The organism is Bordetella genomosp. 4 (assembly GCF_002261185.1).
Taxonomy (GTDB): domain Bacteria; phylum Pseudomonadota; class Gammaproteobacteria; order Burkholderiales; family Burkholderiaceae_B; genus Bordetella_A.
In genome coordinates, this window is record NZ_NEVQ01000013.1 from 461,261 (window position 1) to 481,881 (window position 20,621).

Below are 20,621 nucleotides of genomic sequence, written 5' to 3' on the forward strand. Positions count from 1 at the left end.
AGACATAGAACCTGAACCATGCCCAATACGAATCACGATTTCCAGGACATCCGCGAAGCCGTCCGCGACCTGTGTTCCCAGTTTTCCGGTGAATATTTCCGCAAAATCGACGAAGAACGCGGGTATCCCGAGGAATTTGTGCGAGCGCTCACCGAGGCCGGCTGGCTGGCTGCGCTGATTCCCCAGGAATACGGCGGGTCGGGGCTGGGCCTGACCGAAGCCTCGGTCATTATGGAAGAAATCAACCGCAGCGGCGGCAATTCGGGCGCCTGCCACGGCCAGATGTACAACATGGGCACCCTGCTGCGCCATGGTTCCGAGGCGCAAAAGCGCGAGTATCTGCCCCGTATCGCCAATGGCGAACTGCGTTTGCAGTCCATGGGGGTTACCGAGCCCACGACGGGCACCGACACCACCAAAATCAAAACCACGGCGGTGCGTCGCGGCGACCGCTATGTCATCAACGGGCAGAAAGTCTGGATCTCGCGCGTGCAGCACTCGGATCTGATGATCTTGCTGGCCCGTACCACGCCCCTGGAGCAGGTGACCCGCAAATCAGAAGGCATGTCGATTTTCCTGGTGGATCTGCATCATGCAGTGAAACACGGCATGCAAGTGCGCCCTATTCCGAACATGGTCAATCACGAGACCAACGAGCTGTTTTTCGACAATCTGGAAATCCCCGCCGAAAATCTGATCGGCGAAGAAGGCAAAGGCTTTAAGTACATCCTGGATGGCCTCAACGCCGAGCGCACCCTGATCGCTGCAGAATGTATCGGGGACGGCTATTGGTTTGTCGATAAGGTCACTGCCTACGCCAAAGAACGCATCGTATTCGGCCGTCCGATCGGCCAGAACCAGGGCGTGCAGTTTCCAATCGCGCGTGCGCATATCAACGTCGAAGCGGCCAGCTTGATGCGCTACGAAGCCTGCCGCCTGTTTGACGCCCACCAACCCTGCGGCGCGCAAGCCAACATGGCCAAGCTGCTCGCTGCCGATGCCTCATGGGAAGCCGCCAACGCCTGCCTGCAGTTTCACGGCGGTTTTGGTTTCGCCAACGAATATGACGTCGAGCGCAAATTCCGCGAGACCCGCCTGTATCAAGTTGCGCCTATTTCGACCAATCTGATTTTGTCGTATGTGGCCGAGCACGTGCTGGGTATGCCGCGCTCGTTCTGATCAGCCCGATAATTGAAAACCGTTCATGACTGCTACTTCTCATCCGAGCGCTGCACTCGCTGAATTTGCCGCCAACCTGCGTTTTGAAGACATTCCGGCGCCCGTACTGCGCCGCGCCGAGGATTTGTTTCTGGACTGTCTGGCATCGATCCTGGCAGGCGCCAATACGCGCCCCATCCAGGCCATCGAGCGCTATGCTGTCGCCATGGGTCCGGCCGACGGCGGCGCAGAGGTCCTGATCTCCCGTCGCCAGACATCTCCTCTATTTGCCGCAATGGTCAATGCGGCCGCAGCCCATGTGGTCGAACAAGACGATGTCCATAATGGCTCGGTATTTCACCCCGCCGCCGTCGTGTTCCCTCCTGCCCTGGCCGTGGCGCAGGCTTTGGGCCGGTCCGGCAAAGAGCTGCTGGTGGCGGCCGTAGCGGGCTACGAGGTCGGCATCCGTATCGGTGAATACCTGGGTCGTTCGCACTACAAGATCTTTCATACTACCGGGACCGTCGGCACCCTGGCCGCTGCCGTCACCGTGGGCAAGCTGCTGAATTTGAACGCCGAACAAATGCTGCATGCATTGGGATCTGCGGGCACGCAGGCTGCCGGCCTGTGGGAATTTCTGCGCGATGCTGCCGATTCCAAACAGTTGCATACTGCCAAGGCTGCTGCCGACGGCATGACTGCCGCGTACCTGGCCAAAGAAGGCTTCACCGGCGCTCGCCGCATTCTCGAAGGCGCACAAGGAGTGGCAGCAGGCATGTCGACAGACGCAGACCCCGCGCGCCTGCTCGATCGGCTCGGCGAACGCTGGGCCTTGTCCGAGACATCGTTCAAATATCATGCCTCGTGCCGCCACACCCATCCTGCGGCCGATGCGCTGCAACAGGCGATGCGTGAATACAAGCTGCGCGATACCGATATCGCGGAAGTCATCACCCACGTCCACCAGGGTGCGATTGACGTGTTAGGGCCGGTCGTCGACCCTAAAACCGTGCACCAATCGAAATTCTCTATGGGCACCGTGCTGGCCTTGATCGCACGCGAAGGCCGCGCCGGCCTGGCTGAATTCGACGCAGCCCCAGGCAACGCCGATGTGGCTACGCTACGCACTAAAGTCCGTATGGAACTCGACCCCGAAGTCGATGCCGCGTATCCCGAAAGATGGATCGGCAAAGTGACCGTACGTACCACTGATGGGCGTGTCCTGCATGCGCGCGTGGACGAGCCGAAAGGAGATCCGGGCAACACACTCAGCCGCGACGAAATCGAAGAAAAAACGTTGCGGCTGGGCGTGTATGCGCAAGCGGCCAGCGAAGCAGAAGTCCGCGAGGTGATCAACAGCGTTTGGAATCTGGAAAACGCTGCCCGCGTCACAGCGCTATTACCCAAACGCTGAGGCGACATATCGACGCAGCAGCCAGCCTGCTGCGTCGAGCTTTCACAAGCCTACCCGCGCCGTTCGCTGATTGCCACAGACGCCCTGAGTATGTTGCAACCAGGCACGCATCACCGGCCGCTCATCGGCACGCGCGTAATCGATTTTCAGCGCGTCCAACTGCGCCTCGATTTGACTCGCATCTGCGCCGGCATCAATACCGCGGGCGATGACGTCGAACACATCGTGCACGCGCTGTTGAGCACTGGTGGGCTGTTCGGCGGTCAGGCCTTCCAGCACGCCAAAATGGCTCCAACTCAAGCCAAAATCCTCGGCATACAAGAGATGCGTCTTGGCGTGATCCAGAACCTTGCGCGATACCGAGGTAATGCTGGTGCGCAATGCGGAACCCTCTTCGGCCACGAGTATGAACATTTGACCTAGATTAGGCGAATTCATATCCAGCCTGTCTCCCACCTCGGTGAACGACGCGGGATCGATCACGATCGGAAAGTAGGATAGCTGACGGCCCGACATCTTTGACGCTTTCTCGGTGGCAGCCACGCTGCGCACCACCAGATCCGTGCTGCCTCCCAGGCTATAGTGCAAACCCATGAACCGTGTCCCGGGATCGCGGGCCATGACAGAAGCCATGCGCTCTGGATCCCGTCCGTGCAGCTCGAGAATCCTCGCGGCGTAGCCCTGGCGAACCAGCCAGTTGCCGCCATCCACGGCCAGCCCCTTATCCCAGCGCGCGCTCGACCACAACATGCCTGGATGCACGAACACGGTGTTCTTGTTGTTGACCTCTGGATTGGCGGTCGACGCGGTGCCCGCACTCGGTACCGTGCTGGTACCCGATACCGTGCCGCTGGTCGACGCAATGCCGTCGTGTGAAGCAGCGCTGCCCTGCGGAACGGCTTGCGCCACTGGCCCGGCACAGGTGCCAGCCGTCAGGTCTGCCGGCACTGCCGCATCCGCAGACGACACCGGCACCATCAGTTCGGGGTGAGAATAATACCGGCCGCTGGAACAGCCCGCGACACACAGCGCAAACACCGCGCATGGCAGCATACGCAAGCCAAATCATCTTCTTCCCCTGATTGCCGAAAACAGCTGGTTTATATCAGTGGAAGTTGGCTCGCGACTGCCTGGGCAATGCTATCTTTTACATCGTGACCCTTCGCAACACTCTTGTGACTTTTTAGCAGAAGATCGAGGCTCAGACCCCTGTTTTCAACGCAGCGCGCTGCGCCTGCACCAATTGTGCAATGCCCCGCTCTGCCAAGCCCAACATGGCGTCCAATTCCGAACGCGCAAACGTCGCGCCCTCGCCTGTGCCTTGCACTTCCACAAAAGCGCCGGCCCCCGTCATCACCACATTCACGTCGGCATCGCAGGCCGAGTCCTCCTGGTAATCCAGATCGAGCACGGGCCTGCCGTCGACCATGCCCACCGACACTGCAGCCACCGCATCACGTATCGGGTTGACCACCAGCTCACCGCGCTGCATCAACAACGCCACCGCATCTGCCGCTGCCACCCAGGCGCCTGTAATGCTCGCGCAACGGGTCCCGCCATCGGCCTGCAACACATCGCAATCCAGATGCAGCGTGCGCTCGCCCAATGCTTGCATATCGAACACAGCACGCAAACTACGGCCGATCAAGCGCTGAATTTCCTGGGTACGGCCGCTTTGTTTTCCGCGCGCGGCTTCGCGATCGCCGCGCGTATGGGTTGCGCGCGGCAACATGCCGTATTCAGCAGTGACCCAGCCCTCGCCACGGCCTTTCAGAAACGGGGGCACTTTATCCAGCACACTCGCTGTGCACAGCACATGCGTGTTGCCAGCGCGCACCAGCACTGATCCCTCGGCATAGCGCGTAAAACCTCGCTCCAGGCTAAACGGTCGCAGTTGATCGACCGAGCGGCCGGACGGACGAGAAACAGTGGCGGACGAGGACACAATGGGCTCCAAACAAAATTAGCGATTCGCCGCATTGTACGAGGCTTGTCCAGCGCAATCGAGAAAACGCAACGGACGCATATATTCAGGGCCCGCCCTTGCCACGCCGACTACGCGCCGATGCTCTCCGTCAGCGTCACTGAGGGTCTTTCACAAAGCGCCGTCGATCTGCTTGAGTTATCCTGCCGGGATACGGCTCCTGGCAGCCTGTTTTCTAGATTTCATCAGGACACCCCATGATTCGCAGCATGACCGCCTTCGGCAACGCCCGCGTCGATCTCGAGCAAGGCACTTTGGCGCTGGAACTGCGCAGCGTCAACAGCCGTTATCTGGATCTGTATTTCCGCCTGCCCGACGAACTGCGGCATGCGGAAACCCCGCTGCGCGAATTGCTCACCACCAATCTGGGCCGCGGCAAAGTCGAAGTGCGAGCGTCCTATGCCCGTAATGCCGGCGCTGAACTGACCACACTGGACCCCGCATGGCTGCAACATCTGGCCACGCAACTCGAGGCTGCCCGCAGCATCCTGCCCGAAGTCGAAGCCCCGCGCCTGGCCGAGCTTTTCAACTGGCCCGGCCAACGCGGCAATGATGCGCTCGATCCTCAGGTCTGGGGAGCCGCCTGCATCCAGGCCGCCAAACAAGCGCTGACACAGCTCCAGGAAGGCCGCGAACGCGAGGGCCAACGCCTGGCCGCCATCATGCTCGAATGCGCCGATGGTGTCGCTGGTATCGTGGAATCGGTCGAAACGCACCTGCCGCAACTGCTGCAAGACCATCGGGAAAAACTGGCCAATAAGCTGCGCGAATCGATGGAGACGGCGTTTCCTGGCGGATTCACGCATATTTCCGGCGCGGAACTATCCGAGCGCGTGGCCCATGAGGCCAATCTGTTCGCCCTGCGGATCGATGTCGCAGAAGAACTCGCCCGCTTGCGTTCACACCTGGAAGAACTCCGTCACCTGCTAGGCGGCGGGGAAGGCACAAGCACCAAGAAAGGCAAAGCCGACGGCAAACGCGGCAACACCAGCGGCAGTGCCGGCAAACGACTCGACTTCCTGTTCCAGGAAATGAACCGCGAAGCCAACACGTTAGGATCCAAAGCCGGCAGCATGGACGTCACACGCGCCGCGATGGATTTGAAATTGCTGATCGAGCAGATGCGGGAACAGGCGCAGAATATTGAGTGATTGAGGGTAGAACTAACAAGGGCTCCTGGATGGATCCAGAAGCCCTTTATCTGACCTAATAGTCAGGCTTCATCCCCTCGTACACCCCATCACGGGGTCCTCGAACTCATGCGCGTTCTGATGCGTGTTTTCCCAGTACCGCACGATCGACCCTTTGCCGTTCTGGACGATCTCCGCCACATGCGCGGGCCCGATACGGCCTGGGTCTTTGGTGTACAGCCGTTGGCCGCCAGGTATGGCGGACGACTGCACGGTTGCCTGCAATACCCAGGCACTGTTGATGCAGTCAACCACATCGCTCACCGCGCGAGCTGACTCAATAGTGGTCGAGGGCGCCGAATCGACGGTTTCGTCCAGGGTCGTGCAAGCGGTCAAGATCAAACTGGCGGACAGCGTGGCAATTAATTTCATGAGGGCTCCAATCGTGTGGCAGCTATGTCGCACGATTCGGCCCACCGAGTCAAGCACTACAGTGCTGATTTGCCTTAGGCGTGGCTGCCCCCGATCAACGCGGAATGCTCCATCCAATCGCGCTGCGGGTAAAAATTAAACAGGAATGCCTGCTCCGCCAATGTATCAATCAGCGGGCGCGCAATCGGCACGCGTACCGCCGGGCAGCCGAAACTACGTCCCAGCCGCCCGTGCGCCCGGATCATCTCGGCGCTCACATACGGCGCGCCATGAATGACGATGGCGCGGTCAAAGGCCAGATCGTTGAACCCCGGCTCCAATCCGTGCAAACGCAGGGAATAGCCGTTCTTTCCCGTATAGATCTCGCCCGCCTGATAAGCCCCCAGACTGGACATATGGCTTTCCGGGCGATTCGAGAACTCGCGCGCGAAATTGTCGCCGGTGTTGCGGCCGTGGGCGACCCATTCCTCGAACAGGACCTCATGAGTATTCAGGTCGAAAACCCACAAACGCTTGGCAGTGGAAGGCAAGCTGAAGTCCACCAGCGCCAGCACGCGTGGATCTCCACCGGGCAGGGCCTTGCCGGCCCGGGCACGTTCCAGTGCCTCGGTCGCGAGTTGCACGGCCAGCATCGAAGCGTTCGGCGCTTTGGCAGCCAGCGACAACGCCAGCTCGTTGGCGGCAGTGCGGGCCTGAGCCGCATTCGACGAGGCACTACTGCAGAATTCACTACCGGTCTGCACGCCGGCACCGCCTTGCGCCTCACAGGGCAAAGTGGAAAGCGCCGAGGCCTGCTTGAACGCGGCATCAGAACGCGCAAACGCAGAGGGAAGCACCCCGCCCAAGGACAGGGCGGCCAAGGTACGCAAGACACGACGACGGGAAGGATGATCAATCATGGGCAACTCTAACTTTCTCAAAGAAACAGCGGAAACCCGCGTCTCTTTGCCCCTAGCGGGGATCACAGCTCCTTGCCTCCTGCCGGAGAACGGCCAGACACGGCTGGCCGCAAGGAAGGTCTATCTAAGAAATGCCGGACCACAACCGGCATTGCGTCCCCAATTTGAGACGGGCCAAGTCTGGCCTTAAGGGACATTCAATCAACGTCAGATTCTAGTACACGTTCCGTCGGACCTGCTCCAGCAACGTCGGGAGCAGGCCTCACGGCAGGCAAGCTGGTGATCAGCATGGTGGTGCCAGGCGTGAGCAAACGGTACACACGGCGGATGAATTCAGGCTGTGCCTTGATGCTGTTTTCCAGGTTGGTCAAGGACGGCGGCGTGCCGAACAGGGGATAACTGGCCCATTGGTGCCGCAGTTGCGTCGGGTCAAACGGGCTAGGCTCGTTGACGGTCCCCGTCCCCATCACCAATAACAGCGCACCGTCAAAATGTGCGCCTGAATCGGCATGCAACCATGAGGAACCGATTGCGATCCCGTTGCGCAGGACGTAAAAGCGCTGCTCGCTCAAGCTGAGGACAATGCTCAACGGTCCCGACGGCGAAATACTCTCGTCCCAGAAATCTCCCTTGCCGCGCTGGGCAATCTGATCAACGGGAGATGCCGCGGCCCCAGGCGCTACAGGCGCCAGCAGCGCGGGAAACGCAATCCGGGAGGGGTCTACGCGAGCATCGGCCACCACCACCGTATCGCCGTTCTTCGTCTCGGCAAACAACCGTTGTGCAAATGCATTGGGTAACCGCACGCAGCCATGGGAAGCCGGATGCCCCGGGATCGCGCCACCGTGCAGCGCGATCCCGCTCCAGGTGAGCCGCTGCATGTACGGCATAGGCGCATTGTTATAGATATTGGACCGGTGATCACGGTCCTTTTGCAGGATGGTGAATACGCCGGTGGGCGTCTCATGCCCCGGCTTGCCGGAACTGATGGTCGATACGCCTATCGCAACGCCATTGCGGTAGACATACACGCGCTGCTCGTCCAGGCTGACCAGGACGACCAATGGACCGGCAGGCGCTGCCTCGGGATGCCAAATGAAATCCCCCGGGCTCATTTTTTTCACGTCCAGCGCCAGCGCCTCGGCGCTGACAACAAGAGCGGTTGAAAAGCACGCGCCCAAAAAAGCGCGACGCGAATACACGGCGTTCGATGTCAAAGGCATAGGGACTGAGAAATCGTTAAGAACACACAACTCTAACTGTAGCCCGTTTATTCAGCGCAGGTGAGCGTTATCCCGCTATCGGGAAAACCATGATTGGAACTTTAGTTTCACACAAATATAGTTATGAAACTAAAGTTTCATAGACATCACCATGACCCAATCCCTGCACGACCGAATCGTCAGCCTGCACGACCAACTGACAGACAGCGAACGCCGACTCGCCGAAGTCATGCTGGAGCACCTGAGCCAACTCGCCGCCTACACCGGCGCCGAACTGGCGCAAAAGGCTGGGGTGTCCAAAGCCACGGCGGGCCGGTTCTTTCGCCGTCTAGGTTACGACAATTTCAATGAGATACGTGCCGTGGTGCGTGAACAGGCGGATCTGGGTTCGCCGCTGCAACTGCTCGCGGGCGGCAATGCCGAGCCTCCCAGCGACGATGCGCTGGCTCAGCATCTGGCAAGCGATCTCCAGAACCTGGCTCACACCTTCGAACGCATCGAGCGCAAAACGATAGACGAGGCGATTCATTTACTGGGCAGCACGCGCCGCGTTTTTGTAGCGGGGTTCCGCAATGGCCGGGTATTGGCCCAGTATGCCTGGGCCCTGCTCACCCAATTGCGCGACGGCGTCGTACTGGTGCCCGGCGCGGGGCTGAATCTGGCAGAGGACCTCGCTGATCTCGGTCCGGACGACCTGCTGCTCGTGATGGACTTTCGCCGTCGCGTGACACTGCTGCGCCCCATGGTGGAACACGCCAATCGCGCCGGCGCGAAAGTCATCACGCTCACCGATCCCACAGCCACGGAACTGCCTGCGCGCTCTGACGTCGTCCTGCGCTGCGCGACACAAGGCGCACAGATTTTCGACTCGTATGTCGCGCCCATCAGCCTGATCAATCATTTGGGATCCAGCCTGGCGGCGACGCTGGGAGCCACGGCGCGTAAACGGCTGGAAACCATCGAATCACTGCATAACCATTATGGCGATCTCCATCGCTAATCTTTCTCGGGAGACCGGCTTGAATACCCCTCTTTCTAACGTAAAACTGCAGTACGCATCGAATCCGGCAGTCCAACCTGATGCCCCCTATGGTGCTGAACAGCAGTCCGTGCTCGGCGGCGCCGCGTTCGCGCAGGCGGCCACGCAAATCCGGCAATGGCCGGGCTACGCCCCTACCCCGCTGCACGACCTGACGGGCCTGGCGCAGGCTGCGGGTGTCGCGCAGATTCTGTATAAGGACGAAGCCGACCGGTTCGGATTGGGCAGCTTCAAAGCCCTCGGGGGTGCTTATGCCGTCAGCCGCCTGCTGTTGAAAGAGATCGCATCTCGTACGGGCGAGCAGAATGCGACGGCAGAAGACCTGCTCTCGGGCCGCTACGCCGCCATCACGCGTGACATTACCGTCACCTGCGCGACCGATGGCAATCACGGCCGGTCGGTCGCCTGGGGCGCGCAGCGATTCGGCTGCCAATGCGTCATCTACATCCACGCCACCGTCAGCGAGGGGCGCAAGGAAGCGATCGAGAAATACGGTGCACAGGTCGTGCGCACCGACGGCAACTATGACGACTCAGTGCGCCAGGCAGCCCGCGACGCCGAGCGCCTGGGCCGTTTCGTCGTATCGGACACCTCGTACGACGGGTACATGGACGTACCCAAAGACGTGATGCAGGGCTATGCGGTCATGGCCGACGAGGCCCTGGATCAAATCGGCACAGACCCGTTGCCCACCCACGTATTCCTGCAAGGCGGCGTCGGCGGCCTCGCAGCGGCCGTATGCGCGCATTTCTGGGAAACATTAGGCGCCAAGCGGCCGAAGTTCATTGTGGTCGAGCCCGACAAAGCCGCCTGCCTGTATGAAAGCGCACGCGCCGGCAAACCCGTCGCCGTACACGGTGACCTGGATACCATCATGGCCGGCCTGGCTTGCGGCGAAGTCTCATTGCTCGCCTGGAAAGTCCTGCACCCAGGCGCACGGGCGTTTCTCTGCATCGATGACGAGTCTGCGTTGAATACGGTGCGCTTGCTGGCCGAAGGCCGTTATGGCGATACGCCTATCGTCGCCGGTGAATCGGCAGTGGCCGGCTTGGCGGGCATGCTGGGCGCAATGAACGATCCGCAAGCTCGCGCCGCTCTCGGCCTGGATGCCGAGAGCCGTATTCTCGTGTTCGGGAGCGAAGGTGCGACGGATCCTGAGCTGTACCAGCGCATCGTCGGTAAATCGGCGCAGGCCGTGCGCGAATCCAGCAGGACGCCGGCATGAGCTCCCCCACATCACTGCAATCAGCGGCGGGGCCCGCGTCAGAGCACAAGCCGTTGCGCATCAATACGCAACGTCTGCTGGGCCGCATCGCAGAATTGGGAAAGATCGGCGAAATCGACGGCGGCGGCGTATGCCGTTTGGCCCTGACCGACGAAGACCGCCACGGACGAGACAGGGTCTGCAGCTGGATGCGCGAGCTAGGCCTGGACGTGACGATCGATGCCATCGGCAACGTTGTCGGCATACGCCGGGGCAGCGAAGATCTGCCTCCCGTCATGACGGGATCGCACATCGACACCGTGCGCACCGGTGGCCGCTATGACGGCAATCTCGGCGTGCTCGCCGGCCTGGAGGTCGTGGCGACACTGAATGACGCGGGCGTCACGACACGGCGGCCGCTGGCCGTGGCCTTTTTCACCAACGAAGAAGGCGCGCGCTTTGCACCGGACATGATGGGCAGCCTGGTCTTTCAGGGCGGTTTGCCGCTGGAAACGGCCTTGAACACGACAGGAATCGACGGCACGACGGTGCGTGAAAATTTGCAGCGTATCGGCTATGCGGGCTCCTATCCCGTGGCCAGCAGAGCCGTCCATGCCTTTGTGGAACTGCACGTAGAACAAGGCCCCGTGCTGGAACACGAGGGCGTCACGATTGGCGCCGTCACCGGCGTACAAGGCATCCATTGGACCGAATTCACCATCGAAGGCACGTCCAATCACGCCGGCACGACGCCCATGCGGCTACGCCATGATGCAGGCGTGGTCGCCGCCCGGATCGCCTGCTTTGCGCGCGATCTGGCGGTCGAACTGGGCGCCGGCCAATTGGCCACTGTCGGGCATATTCAGATTGCGCCGAACCTGGTGAACGTCATTCCCAACCGCGCCGTCTTCACGCTGGATTTGCGCAACACCGATGGCGATGTCCTGGCCAACGCCGTGCAACGTGTTTTCGCGTTTGCGCAACAGGCCGCCGACGCCGAGGGCGTACAGCTGCGTCATCGCTCACTGGCGGACTTCCAGCCGGTGAGCTTTGATCGTCGCATCATCGAACGTGTGGAGGCCATCGCGCACCAGCATGGACACCGCGTACAGCGCATGCCCAGCGGCGCGGGCCACGACGCACAGATGCTGGCGCGCATGTGCCCGGCTGGCATGATTTTCGTCCCCAGCGTCAAAGGGCTGTCGCACAACGTCGCCGAATTCACCCACGACCACGACATCGAAGCCGGCGCCAACGTCCTGTTGACGTTGCTGACCGAACTTGCAGAACAACACTAGGAGACCACTTTGTCACGATTCATCAATGTCGCTGCCGCTCAACTCGGCCCCATACAACGCAGCGATACACGCAGTGAAATCATCGAGCGTCTGCTGGCCCACCTGCGGCAAGCCCACGCCATGGGCTGCCAGCTGGTGGTGTTTCCCGAGTTGGCATTGACCACGTTTTTCCCGCGCTGGTACATGGAAGACCCGGAGGAAGTCGACGCCTTCTATGAAAAAGAAATGCCCGGCCCTACGACCCGCGTTCTGTTCGATACTGCGGCCAAACTGGGCATCGGTTTCTACCTGGGCTACGCGGAACTGACGGTGGAGAACGGCCGTGCGCACCGCTACAACACGTCCATCCTGGTCGGACAAGACGGCAAAATCATCGGCAAGTATCGCAAAGTACATCTGCCCGGCCATGCCGAACACGAGCCATGGCGTGCCTTTCAGCATCTCGAAAAACACTACTTTGAACCCGGCCAGTCGTTCGATGTGTGGCGAGCGTTCGGCGGTGTCATGGGCATGGCGCTATGCAACGACCGGCGCTGGTCCGAAACCTATCGCGTGATGGGCCTGCAGGGCGTCGAGATGATCATGCTCGGCTACAACACACCCGTGCATAACCCGCCCGCTCCCGAACATGACGACCTGTCGATGTTTCACAATCAGCTCGTCATGCAGGCAGGGGCGTATCAAAACGGCACATGGGTGGTGGGTGTCGCCAAGGCGGGGGAGGAAGAAGGCTGCGAAATGATCGGCGGCACCTGCATCATCGCGCCCTCCGGTGAAATCGTCGCGGCCTGCTCCACCAAAGGCGATGAGCTCGCGATTGCCCGTTGCGATCTGGACCTGTGCCATTCCTACAAGAGCACGACCTTCAACTTTGAGCGTCATCGGCGTCCCGAGGCCTATGGATTGATCACTTCTCGTCGCGGTGCCATTGCCCCAGCCGACGTGGAGATGTCCCCAGCTTAACTCCCCGCTTCCCTCTTCCAGCTAGGTCATAGGGTGCCGGCGTTTTCCGGCACCCAAGGGGAGCGTTTGCCTTAAATTTCTTCGAGGTGCATGCTAATGAACACAAGTTTGGCTCCGGCTCACGCCGCAGATGCAGTATCTTCGACACAATCCGACAGCAAGGACGACGCTCTCTACCGCAAGGTCGCGTTCCGTCTGCTTCCCTTTTTGATGCTGTGCTATATCGCGGCCTTCCTGGATCGAGTCAATGTCGGCTTTGCAAAGCTGCAAATGCTCGACGAACTCGGTTTCAGCGAAGTCGTCTATGGGCTGGGCGCGGGCATTTTCTTCATCGGCTATTTTCTCTTTGAAGTCCCCAGCAATCTGCTCATGCATCGCATCGGGGCAAAGAAAACCCTGGCGCGCATCATGATCCTGTGGGGCATCATCTCTGGCGCGATGGCCCTGACGCAAACCCCGACGCAGTTCTACATCCTGCGATTCCTCCTGGGCGCCGCCGAAGCCGGGTTTTATCCCGCCATCATCCTCTATTTGACCTATTGGTTTCCGTCGCGCCGCAGAGGACAGATCGTCGCGATTTTCATGACGGCGGTACCGTTTGCCGGCATCATCGGCGGCCCGTTGTCGGGATACATCATGGAGGCCTTTCACGATGTGCATAGCCTGTCCGGCTGGCAATGGATGTTCCTGATCGAAGCCATCCCGTCCGTCGTACTGGGCATCTCTGTTATTTATTATCTGGACGATCGCATCGACGATGCGAAATGGCTCAGCGCCGCGGACAAGGCCCGCATGAATGCCAATCTGGACGTGGACCGATCCGCCAAAGTGGAACACGTCTCGCTGTGGACGCTGCTCAAGGACAAGCGCGTCATCCATATGGCGCTGATCTGCTATTGCACGGTATCCAGCCTGTCCGGCCTGGCCTTCTGGATTCCGTCCGTCATCAAGTCTACCGGCGTTGACTCGTTGCTGTCGGTCGGGCTGTTGACTGCGGTGCCCAATATCTGCGCGGTGATTTCGATGGTGCTGGTGTGCCGCCATTCAGACCTGAGCCGCGAGCGCCGTTGGCATATGATCGTGCCCTTTCTCATCGGCGGCACGGGCCTCGTGCTGAGCACCGTGTACAGCCATAACCCGCCGTTCGCCGTGCTGATGCTGTCCGTGGCGGCCGCGGGATGCATGGTGTGCTCACCGCTGTTCTGGAGCTTGCCCACCGCGTTTCTAAAGGGCCGCAGCGCCGCTGCCGGCATTGCAGGCATCAACTCGTTCGCCGGATTGGCGGCCTTTGTCAGCCCATATGTCATCGGCTGGATCAAGAACGCGACGGGGTCCACCGATTACGGCATGTATTTTCTGTCCGCGTTCACGGTACTGGGCGCCATTCTGGTCTATCTCGTCCCCAAAGACCTGGTCAATCGTTGATTGCCGCGCGCCGGTGCGCGCCACGGCCGGCAACATCCCTCAACGGTCGGCGCGCCAAGCCGGCCTCTCTGATTTGCAGTGGAGTGAATTACATGACTAGTGATGTCATCCAGTTGACCCAGGACATGGTGCGCATACCCAGCCTTTCAGGCCAGGAAAGCGCGATGGCTGACCTGATGAAGCAACGCATGCATGAATTTGGTTTTACCTCAGTCACCATGGATCGAAACGGATCTGTTCTGGGCTTGATCGGACCCGACGAAGCGGACGTCGCGTTGCTGTTCGATGGCCACATGGATGTCGTGCCCGTATCCGGCGACTGGCGATTTGATCCTTTCGGTGCGACGATTCACGAAGGCCGGTTGTACGGCCGCGGCAGCACCGACATGAAAGGCGGTATCGCGGCTGCAATCTGCGGCGTAGCCGCCGCCGCACGCGAAGGCGCGCTCAAACGCCGCGTCGCGGTGTCAGCCAGCGTACTGGAAGAAGTCATCGAAGGCCATGCCTTGGCTAGCGTATTGGACCGATGCCAGCCTGCCGCGGTGATCATCTGCGAACCCTCCAAACTCGATATCAAGATCGCACAGAAAGGCCGGCTGGAGATTCTGTTGACATTCAAAGGCGTGCCTGCACATGCCGCCTCGCCCCACCTGGGCCGCAATCCGCTGCATGCCGCGGCCCGCGCGCTGACCGCATTGGCATCGCTGCCGCTGCCCAGCGATCCTGTCGTGGGCGATGCGTTATTGGTGCCCACCGATATGATTTCGTCGCCCTACCCGTCTATCTCGATGATTCCTTCGTCGACCACCATACGCTTTGATCGTCGCACGCTCAGCGGCGAAACCGAGGAAAACGTGCTGGCCCAGATCGACGCCTGCCTTAAGCAGCATGGGCTATCGGATTACGCCTTGACGACAACGCGCGATAGCGTCAGCACGTTTACCGGGGAACGAGCCGAGCCGGCCCGATGGCTGCCAGCGTGGCAGCAGACGCAGGACCATCCTTTAGTGACCAGCGCCGTCGAGGCTGTCAAACGCAGCGGCCGCGAACCGCGCATCGGCGTCTGGCCATTCTGCACCAATGGCTCGGAGTCCGCCGGCAGACGACATATCCCGACCGTGGGACTGGGCCCCGGGCGTGAAGAAGATGCGCACATCATCGACGAGTCGATCGCGCTGGATCAACTCGAGGGCGCGCGCGAGATATACAAACAGTTGACGTTGATCGCGGCGGCGTGAGTTCTCGGCGTGCCGCTCATGGCCGAGACGTGGCGCGGTACGGTCGATTCGTTTGTCGCTGCGTCAGCGCATGCCGTCACAACAGCCACTCTATCGGCAGCCATCCGACCACCGTGACGATGGCCCGCTTGAGCCAGCCCGCGCCGGGTTCTTTGCGATGGATCTCGGTGCGGCCATCCGCGAACTGCTCAAGCCAAACCATGCCGCCGTCATCGGTCAATACGGGACGGTATGCCGCGAGCGCTATCGGGCCGTCAAAATCGCGTTGCGTGCGCGCCGCCATCGTCGGGCTATCGATCACAAACCCCATCTCACAATTGAGCCGCGCCGAACGGGGATCGAAATTGAACGAACCGATGAACACGCGCTGATCATCGACGGCAAACGTCTTGGCATGCAGCGCGGCCCCCGAGAGCCCCATCGGCTTGAGCTCATCGCGGCCTGACGGTTGACCGGCACGCAATTTCAGCTCAAACAACTCGATGCCTGCCTGCAACAGCTCACGGCGATACTTGGCATAGCCAGCGTGTACGACCAGCACATCGGTAGTGTTCATCGCATTGGTCAGCACCCGCACTCGCTTGCCTTGGGCCGCGAGACTCTCAAAAAAAGCAGCTCCTTCGCGTCCTGGTACGAAATAGGCCGACACCAGGTCCAATTGTTTTTCGACGCCGCCCCAGATATCGATCAACCGCGAAATCATCAGCTGATCGCGCTTGGCCCTGCCCTGCCCTTTGACCGGATCGTCGACCACCAACTGCACGGCCGTGAGCTCGGGACGCACTTGGCCATTGCGAAAGCGCACTGCGCTGGATACCAATTGATCCGTGAAGGTGCGCGCCCGATCGCTGGCCTCGGTGTCGGCGACTTTACGCAGAAATGCTGGCAGGTCTCCCGTGCGTCCGATGATTTGCTCGACTCCGAAAGCCGAGGCGCTATTCCAATACGCGTCAAAGGCAGCCGAGGTATCGGCGACCACCGTCCCCATGGCCAGGACGTCCAGATCCAGAAAATAATTGTCGTCGCCGACTTGGAAATACTCGTCGCCGATATTGCGGCCGCCAATGATCGCCGCCGCGCCATCGACGATGTACGCTTTGTTGTGCATGCGACGATTCATGCGCATGAAATCGAACGCGTAACCCGCTAATTTAGGGGTGCGCACCGTGGATGGATTGAACAGACGGATCTCGAAATTATCCAGCGCATTCAGCGCCGCCAGTGTGTCGTCCAGGCCTGGCACACCGTTATCGTCCAACAGCAGCCGCACCCGCACACCGCGGCGGGCCGCATCGTAAAGCGCCTTTAGCAATAGTTGGCCGGTCGTGTCATCGTGCCAGATATAGTACTGAGCATCGATTGACCTTTCTGCCATCCGCGCCAATGCCAGCCTGCTGCCGTACGCGTCATGACCGCTGGCCAAGGGCACCACGCCGCTTAGGTCCGGACGCGCGGCCATTTCGTGCGCCGCCCGTTGGCCCAACGGCGTGTTCGGGTCCATCGGCAGGGCTGCCTGCATCGGACGGTCGGAGATATCCGGCAGACGAAAGACCCCTCTGGCCGCGATGAGGGCGATGGCCAATACGGCAACGGCATAGAGTACAAACTTCATCATTCGGGCCGGCCGTGGCGAACGCCGTTGAATTCCGTTTTCGAATCGGCCATCAGCGCACCGATTTCACCATGGGATGCGCATGGAAATGCGCCAATAGATTCTGTTTTTGACGAGCGGTCAGCTTGGCTTGTTCGATCAGCGCAGGCCACTGCGCGTGCGCGGCTTTTACGCAGTCGCTCACTGCCTTGGCGGCAGGTTTTTCCGGAATACGCAGGTGCGCACAGAAAGCGCGCAGCATCGCGGGAGACAAGGCGGGCTTCAGTGCTGCCTTGGTGCTTGATGGCACATGGCCGCCGCCGATTGTTGGCTGATGGGTCCCGAACGCGGGAGCTTGTGCCTTTTCGGACGCAGTTGCTCTCGCACCGGATCTGCCGGGACGGCGCGGCTCCAGTCCCTCCGGCATGATGCGCAGCGCGTGTCCCTGACAAGGATGATAGGCCGCATACGCCACGATATCGTACGCAGGCGCCAACTGCGGCGTATGTCCATCCGCGTAGATGAGACCGATATTTTTCAGGTGCATGTCCGGATTGCCCAGCATCTCATTGACAGCCATACGGCGCAGCAACTCATGCACCGCGGGCTCGCCTAGGGATGGGAACGCCATCAATACCGCAGCCACATCCAGATAGGAAGCGGCTTGATATTTTTGCTCGGGCATGGCGCCCAGCACCTGAGCGAAATCCTCGCAATGAATACGCCGGCCCGGCTCGCGGTCATAACGCACGACTGCCAGAAACTGCGTACGTGCATCCGCGTCGCCCAAGTCATAGCCGTGTTCGGCCGCCAGATGTTCCAGCGGCTCGAGATAGGCCTCGCAAATATTCACGCCGGCCACCTGCGCCAATTGCAGGGACAGCGCTTCCAATTCCGGCAACAGCGGCTGGCCCACCACCGGCAGCTTGGCAATGATATGGGTGCTGTGATCCCGCGTTCGTCCCACATAACGTTGGCCCTGTTTGATCACGCCCAGCTTGGGTTGAACGCCGGACAGCGACACGCCCTGCTCCATCGGGTCCGCCGTGACGGTCATTTCCAACGCGTCCTGGTCCTGTGTGACATAGTGCGCCAACTCGTCGCGAGACAACTCGACCGGCCGCGCGTAGACATTCCCCGGTAAATCGCCGCCACACGCCGCCAACATCTCGAAGTGGTCCTTGGGATCGCAACCCCGCACGCGAGCCACGTGGTCGCGAAAAACTCCCTCGGGCAGCAAATTCTGGAAAAATGCCGGCAATAGCCAACCGTTTTGCGGAGAATAACGTCCATTTAGCGTCTCGCTACGGACATCCGCCCAGAACGCAGCCTGATCCTCGGGAGAGTTCGCCACATAGGCGGCCGACACCACCGGCGCATCCCGCTGATGCGCGAAAGCATCGTCGGCCACAAAACGGGTCACCACGTCCGCCCCCTGCATGCGGTACTGGAACAGCACGCCGACCCGCTCGGCGCCGATGAAAATGGCCAGTGCTTGCACGTTCATTGTGTCTCACCTAGTTGTCGACGTGCGACCTCGATGCGCGTGGGAATCTTCGGCTTGACCGCATCCCCCGCGTCCACCGCTGCGGCTGCGCCCTTGGGAACCAACAGCATTTCCAGCCCCAGGCGATCGGCCAGTGCCAGCAATGTGCTGACTTTGAAGTCCTGTTCGCCGCTCAAGACATTGGTCAGCGTGCGCTGTGCAATCCCTGCGGACTGGCGCAATTGAGCCTGCGTCTGTCCCTGCTGTTGCAAGCGCGCTCGCAGAATATCGGCGATATCGGATAGGCTGTTCATGCTAGCAATCCATAGCAATAAAGTAGCGTTATTAAAATAATAACTACTGTATTGCCATTCAACAAGCCAAAAAATGGCATCAAAGTAGTTTTTTATCAAAATTAACTACTTTAATGCTATTGAAACGCCGTCTCCATGAAGGTACGCAGTTTGCGGGAATGCAGACGTTCTGGCGGCATATCCCGCAAGCGCTCCAGCGCCCGTATCCCGATTTCCAGATGCTGATTCACCTGGTCCCGGTAAAACGCGCTGGCCATCCCCGGCAACTTGAGCTCACCATGCAAGGGCTTGTCCGACACGCACAACAAGGTCCCGTACGGGACGCGGAACCGGAACCCATTTGCCGCGATGGTCGCGGACTCCATATCCAGCGCAATCGCCCGCGACTGTGTGAAACGCTGCACCAGCTCGGTATGGTCCCGGAGTTCCCAATTGCGATTATCGATACTGGCTACCGTACCGGTGCGCATAATGCGCTTCAGTTCCCAACCGGATAAGCCTGCCACCTCCTCCACCGCCTGCTCCAGCGCCACTTGCACCTCGGCCAAAGGCGGAACCGGGACCCATGTGGGCAGATCGTCGTCCAACACGTGGTCTTCTCTCACATAACCGTGCGCCAGCACATAATCTCCCAGCCGCTGGGAATCACGCAGCCCGGCACAATGCCCCAGCATCAGCCATGCATGGGGGCGCAGCACGGCGATGTGATCGGTGATGGTTTTGGCATTCGAGGGGCCCACGCCGATATTGACCAAGGTAATACCCGAATGATTGGAACGCACCAGGTGATACGCCGGCATTTGCGGCAACCGCACGGCGCCCGCTGGCGCCGCCGCGGCCGTCTCGCCACGGTGCGTCATGCGATTACCCGGCTCGACCAGCGCATCGTAATCGCCTCCGCCCTGGGCCATCAGCGCACGGGCCCGCGCGCAGAACTCGTCCACATAAAACTGATAATTCGTAAACAGCACGAAATTCTGAAAATACGACGGCGCAGTCGCCGTATAGTGCTGCAGGCGATGCAGCGAATAATCCACCCGCGGCGCAGTAAACGGCGCCAAGGGACGCGGCTCGCCGTCCCGGCCATGCCAGGAACCATTGACGATCGCATCGTCCGTCACCGCCAAGTCCGGCACATCAAACAGATCACGCAATGGCCTGCGCATACCCGACAGGCGCTCACCCTCGACATAAGCGCCTTCCGGGAAGGCGAAATGCAACGGAATGGGGCTATCCGACTCCCCGACCTCGACTGCCACGCCGTGATTCTGAATCAGCAGACCGATCTGCTCCAGGTAGTAGTCACGAAACAGCGTTGGCTGGGTCACCGTCGTTTGATATACCCCCGGCTCGGCGACATGGCCGAATGACAGGCGGCTGTCAATCAGATCATAGGTATCCACCCTGATGCGGATAGCGGGGTAATACGCCCGCACCGGCCCCGGCAGTTCCCGGCCATTCACCACATCCTGAAACGCCGCCCGGATAAACGCCGTATTGCGGCCATAAATCTCTGTCAGGCGCTCAACGGCGGCCTGCGCCTGGTGAAAAGCCTCGAACCCCAGAGAAGGCGGAGAACTATGGGAACCAATCGAAAAGTCAACAGTCATTTTTTAGATTTCCGTAAAAACGGCACGCCTACGCAGCATATGCTTATCATGCATTAACACGATGACAGCACCAAATCCCCCTCAACCCGCCATCATTTGTTTCGATCAGGTTAGTAGTAACCCCAAAATGCAAAAAATCGTCAATGGGTTACAATGCCCCGTGGCTGCGTTGTATGCCCGCCACATTTTCGCCGGCTTGACGTAGTCAGCCAT

General features: G+C 60.3%; 18 protein-coding genes. 9 read left to right on the forward strand and 9 right to left on the reverse strand.

Translation table 11 applies throughout. The features are described 5' to 3' along the window. Nucleotides 1–18 precede the first annotated feature (18 nt). Together CAL20_RS12435 and CAL20_RS12440 are read left to right on the forward strand one after the other, a co-directional pair. On the forward strand, nt 19–1,179 hold the full coding sequence (locus tag CAL20_RS12435; RefSeq protein ID WP_094821305.1) for an acyl-CoA dehydrogenase family protein: 1,161 nt from the start codon (nt 19–21) through the stop codon (nt 1,177–1,179). A 25-nt stretch (nt 1,180–1,204) separates the two neighbouring features. Further along, nucleotides 1,205–2,572: an MmgE/PrpD family protein gene (locus CAL20_RS12440; RefSeq protein ID WP_094838005.1), complete on the forward strand. Its 1,368-nt coding sequence runs from the start codon at nt 1,205–1,207 to the stop codon at nt 2,570–2,572. A gap of 42 nt (nt 2,573–2,614) precedes the next feature. Here the strand turns inward: CAL20_RS12440 and CAL20_RS12445 are convergent, their stop codons facing one another. Continuing rightward, the gene (locus tag CAL20_RS12445) at nt 2,615–3,631 is read right to left on the reverse strand and encodes a hypothetical protein (RefSeq protein WP_143277062.1); all 1,017 of its coding nucleotides are present in this window, start codon (nt 3,629–3,631) and stop codon (nt 2,615–2,617) included. Between the two features lie 142 nt (nt 3,632–3,773). Then, nucleotides 3,774–4,517: a ribonuclease PH gene (rph, locus tag CAL20_RS12450; RefSeq protein ID WP_094838007.1), complete on the reverse strand. Its 744-nt coding sequence runs from the start codon at nt 4,515–4,517 to the stop codon at nt 3,774–3,776. Nucleotides 4,518–4,753: 236 nt separating this feature from the next. On the opposite strand from rph, the gene CAL20_RS12455 reads away from it, so the two are divergent. Continuing rightward, entirely contained in the window at nt 4,754–5,707 is a 954-nt protein-coding gene (locus CAL20_RS12455) for a YicC/YloC family endoribonuclease (RefSeq protein WP_094838008.1), read from the forward strand. 69 nt (nt 5,708–5,776) lie between these two features. On the opposite strand, the gene CAL20_RS12460 is transcribed toward CAL20_RS12455, so the two are convergent. The 3 genes from CAL20_RS12460 to CAL20_RS12470 all read right to left on the reverse strand — a co-directional run bounded on the left by CAL20_RS12460 (nt 5,777) and on the right by CAL20_RS12470 (nt 8,240). After that, nucleotides 5,777–6,118, reverse strand: coding sequence for a hypothetical protein (locus CAL20_RS12460; RefSeq protein WP_094838009.1), 342 nt, complete (start codon nt 6,116–6,118; stop codon nt 5,777–5,779). Nucleotides 6,119–6,192: 74 nt separating this feature from the next. Beyond that, nucleotides 6,193–7,017: a murein L,D-transpeptidase catalytic domain family protein gene (locus tag CAL20_RS12465; RefSeq protein ID WP_218830709.1), complete on the reverse strand. Its 825-nt coding sequence runs from the start codon at nt 7,015–7,017 to the stop codon at nt 6,193–6,195. Between the two features lie 197 nt (nt 7,018–7,214). Next, nucleotides 7,215–8,240: a L,D-transpeptidase gene (locus tag CAL20_RS12470; RefSeq protein ID WP_094838010.1), complete on the reverse strand. Its 1,026-nt coding sequence runs from the start codon at nt 8,238–8,240 to the stop codon at nt 7,215–7,217. A 151-nt stretch (nt 8,241–8,391) separates the two neighbouring features. Between CAL20_RS12470 and CAL20_RS12475 the strand changes: the two genes are divergently transcribed. The 6 genes from CAL20_RS12475 (at nt 8,392) to CAL20_RS12500 (ending at nt 15,407) form a co-directional block, all read left to right on the forward strand. Beyond that, nucleotides 8,392–9,240, forward strand: a complete 849-nt coding sequence (locus CAL20_RS12475) for a MurR/RpiR family transcriptional regulator (protein ID WP_094838011.1) — start codon at nt 8,392–8,394, stop codon at nt 9,238–9,240. A 19-nt stretch (nt 9,241–9,259) separates the two neighbouring features. Continuing rightward, the gene (locus CAL20_RS12480) at nt 9,260–10,504 is read left to right on the forward strand and encodes a diaminopropionate ammonia-lyase (protein WP_094821428.1); all 1,245 of its coding nucleotides are present in this window, start codon (nt 9,260–9,262) and stop codon (nt 10,502–10,504) included. After that, entirely contained in the window at nt 10,501–11,781 is a 1,281-nt protein-coding gene (locus CAL20_RS12485; protein WP_094838012.1) for a M20 family metallo-hydrolase, read from the forward strand. The genes CAL20_RS12480 and CAL20_RS12485 overlap by 4 nt, the downstream gene beginning before the upstream one ends. A gap of 9 nt (nt 11,782–11,790) precedes the next feature. Further along, complete coding sequence (locus tag CAL20_RS12490) at nt 11,791–12,744, forward strand: N-carbamoyl-D-amino-acid hydrolase (protein ID WP_094838013.1); 954 nt, start codon at nt 11,791–11,793, stop codon at nt 12,742–12,744. A 96-nt stretch (nt 12,745–12,840) separates the two neighbouring features. Further along, entirely contained in the window at nt 12,841–14,169 is a 1,329-nt protein-coding gene (locus tag CAL20_RS12495) for an MFS transporter (protein ID WP_094821315.1), read from the forward strand. A 92-nt stretch (nt 14,170–14,261) separates the two neighbouring features. Continuing rightward, the gene (locus CAL20_RS12500) at nt 14,262–15,407 is read left to right on the forward strand and encodes a YgeY family selenium metabolism-linked hydrolase (protein ID WP_094838014.1); all 1,146 of its coding nucleotides are present in this window, start codon (nt 14,262–14,264) and stop codon (nt 15,405–15,407) included. A gap of 76 nt (nt 15,408–15,483) precedes the next feature. Here CAL20_RS12500 and CAL20_RS12505 read toward each other — a convergent pair whose 3' ends face one another. The 4 genes from CAL20_RS12505 to CAL20_RS12520 form a co-directional block, all read right to left on the reverse strand. After that, complete coding sequence (locus CAL20_RS12505; RefSeq protein WP_094838015.1) at nt 15,484–17,022, reverse strand: phospholipase D family protein; 1,539 nt, start codon at nt 17,020–17,022, stop codon at nt 15,484–15,486. A gap of 49 nt (nt 17,023–17,071) precedes the next feature. Continuing rightward, nucleotides 17,072–18,505 carry a type II toxin-antitoxin system HipA family toxin gene (locus CAL20_RS12510; protein WP_094821318.1) on the reverse strand — a complete coding sequence of 478 codons (1,434 nt, stop codon included), beginning with the start codon at nt 18,503–18,505 and terminating at the stop codon, nt 17,072–17,074. Further along, on the reverse strand, nt 18,502–18,798 hold the full coding sequence (locus tag CAL20_RS12515; RefSeq protein WP_094821319.1) for a helix-turn-helix domain-containing protein: 297 nt from the start codon (nt 18,796–18,798) through the stop codon (nt 18,502–18,504). Before CAL20_RS12515 ends, CAL20_RS12510 begins: the two co-directional genes overlap by 4 nt. A gap of 116 nt (nt 18,799–18,914) precedes the next feature. Further along, nucleotides 18,915–20,408, reverse strand: coding sequence for an AMP nucleosidase (locus tag CAL20_RS12520; protein ID WP_094821320.1), 1,494 nt, complete (start codon nt 20,406–20,408; stop codon nt 18,915–18,917). Between the last annotated feature and the right edge of the window lie 213 nt (nt 20,409–20,621).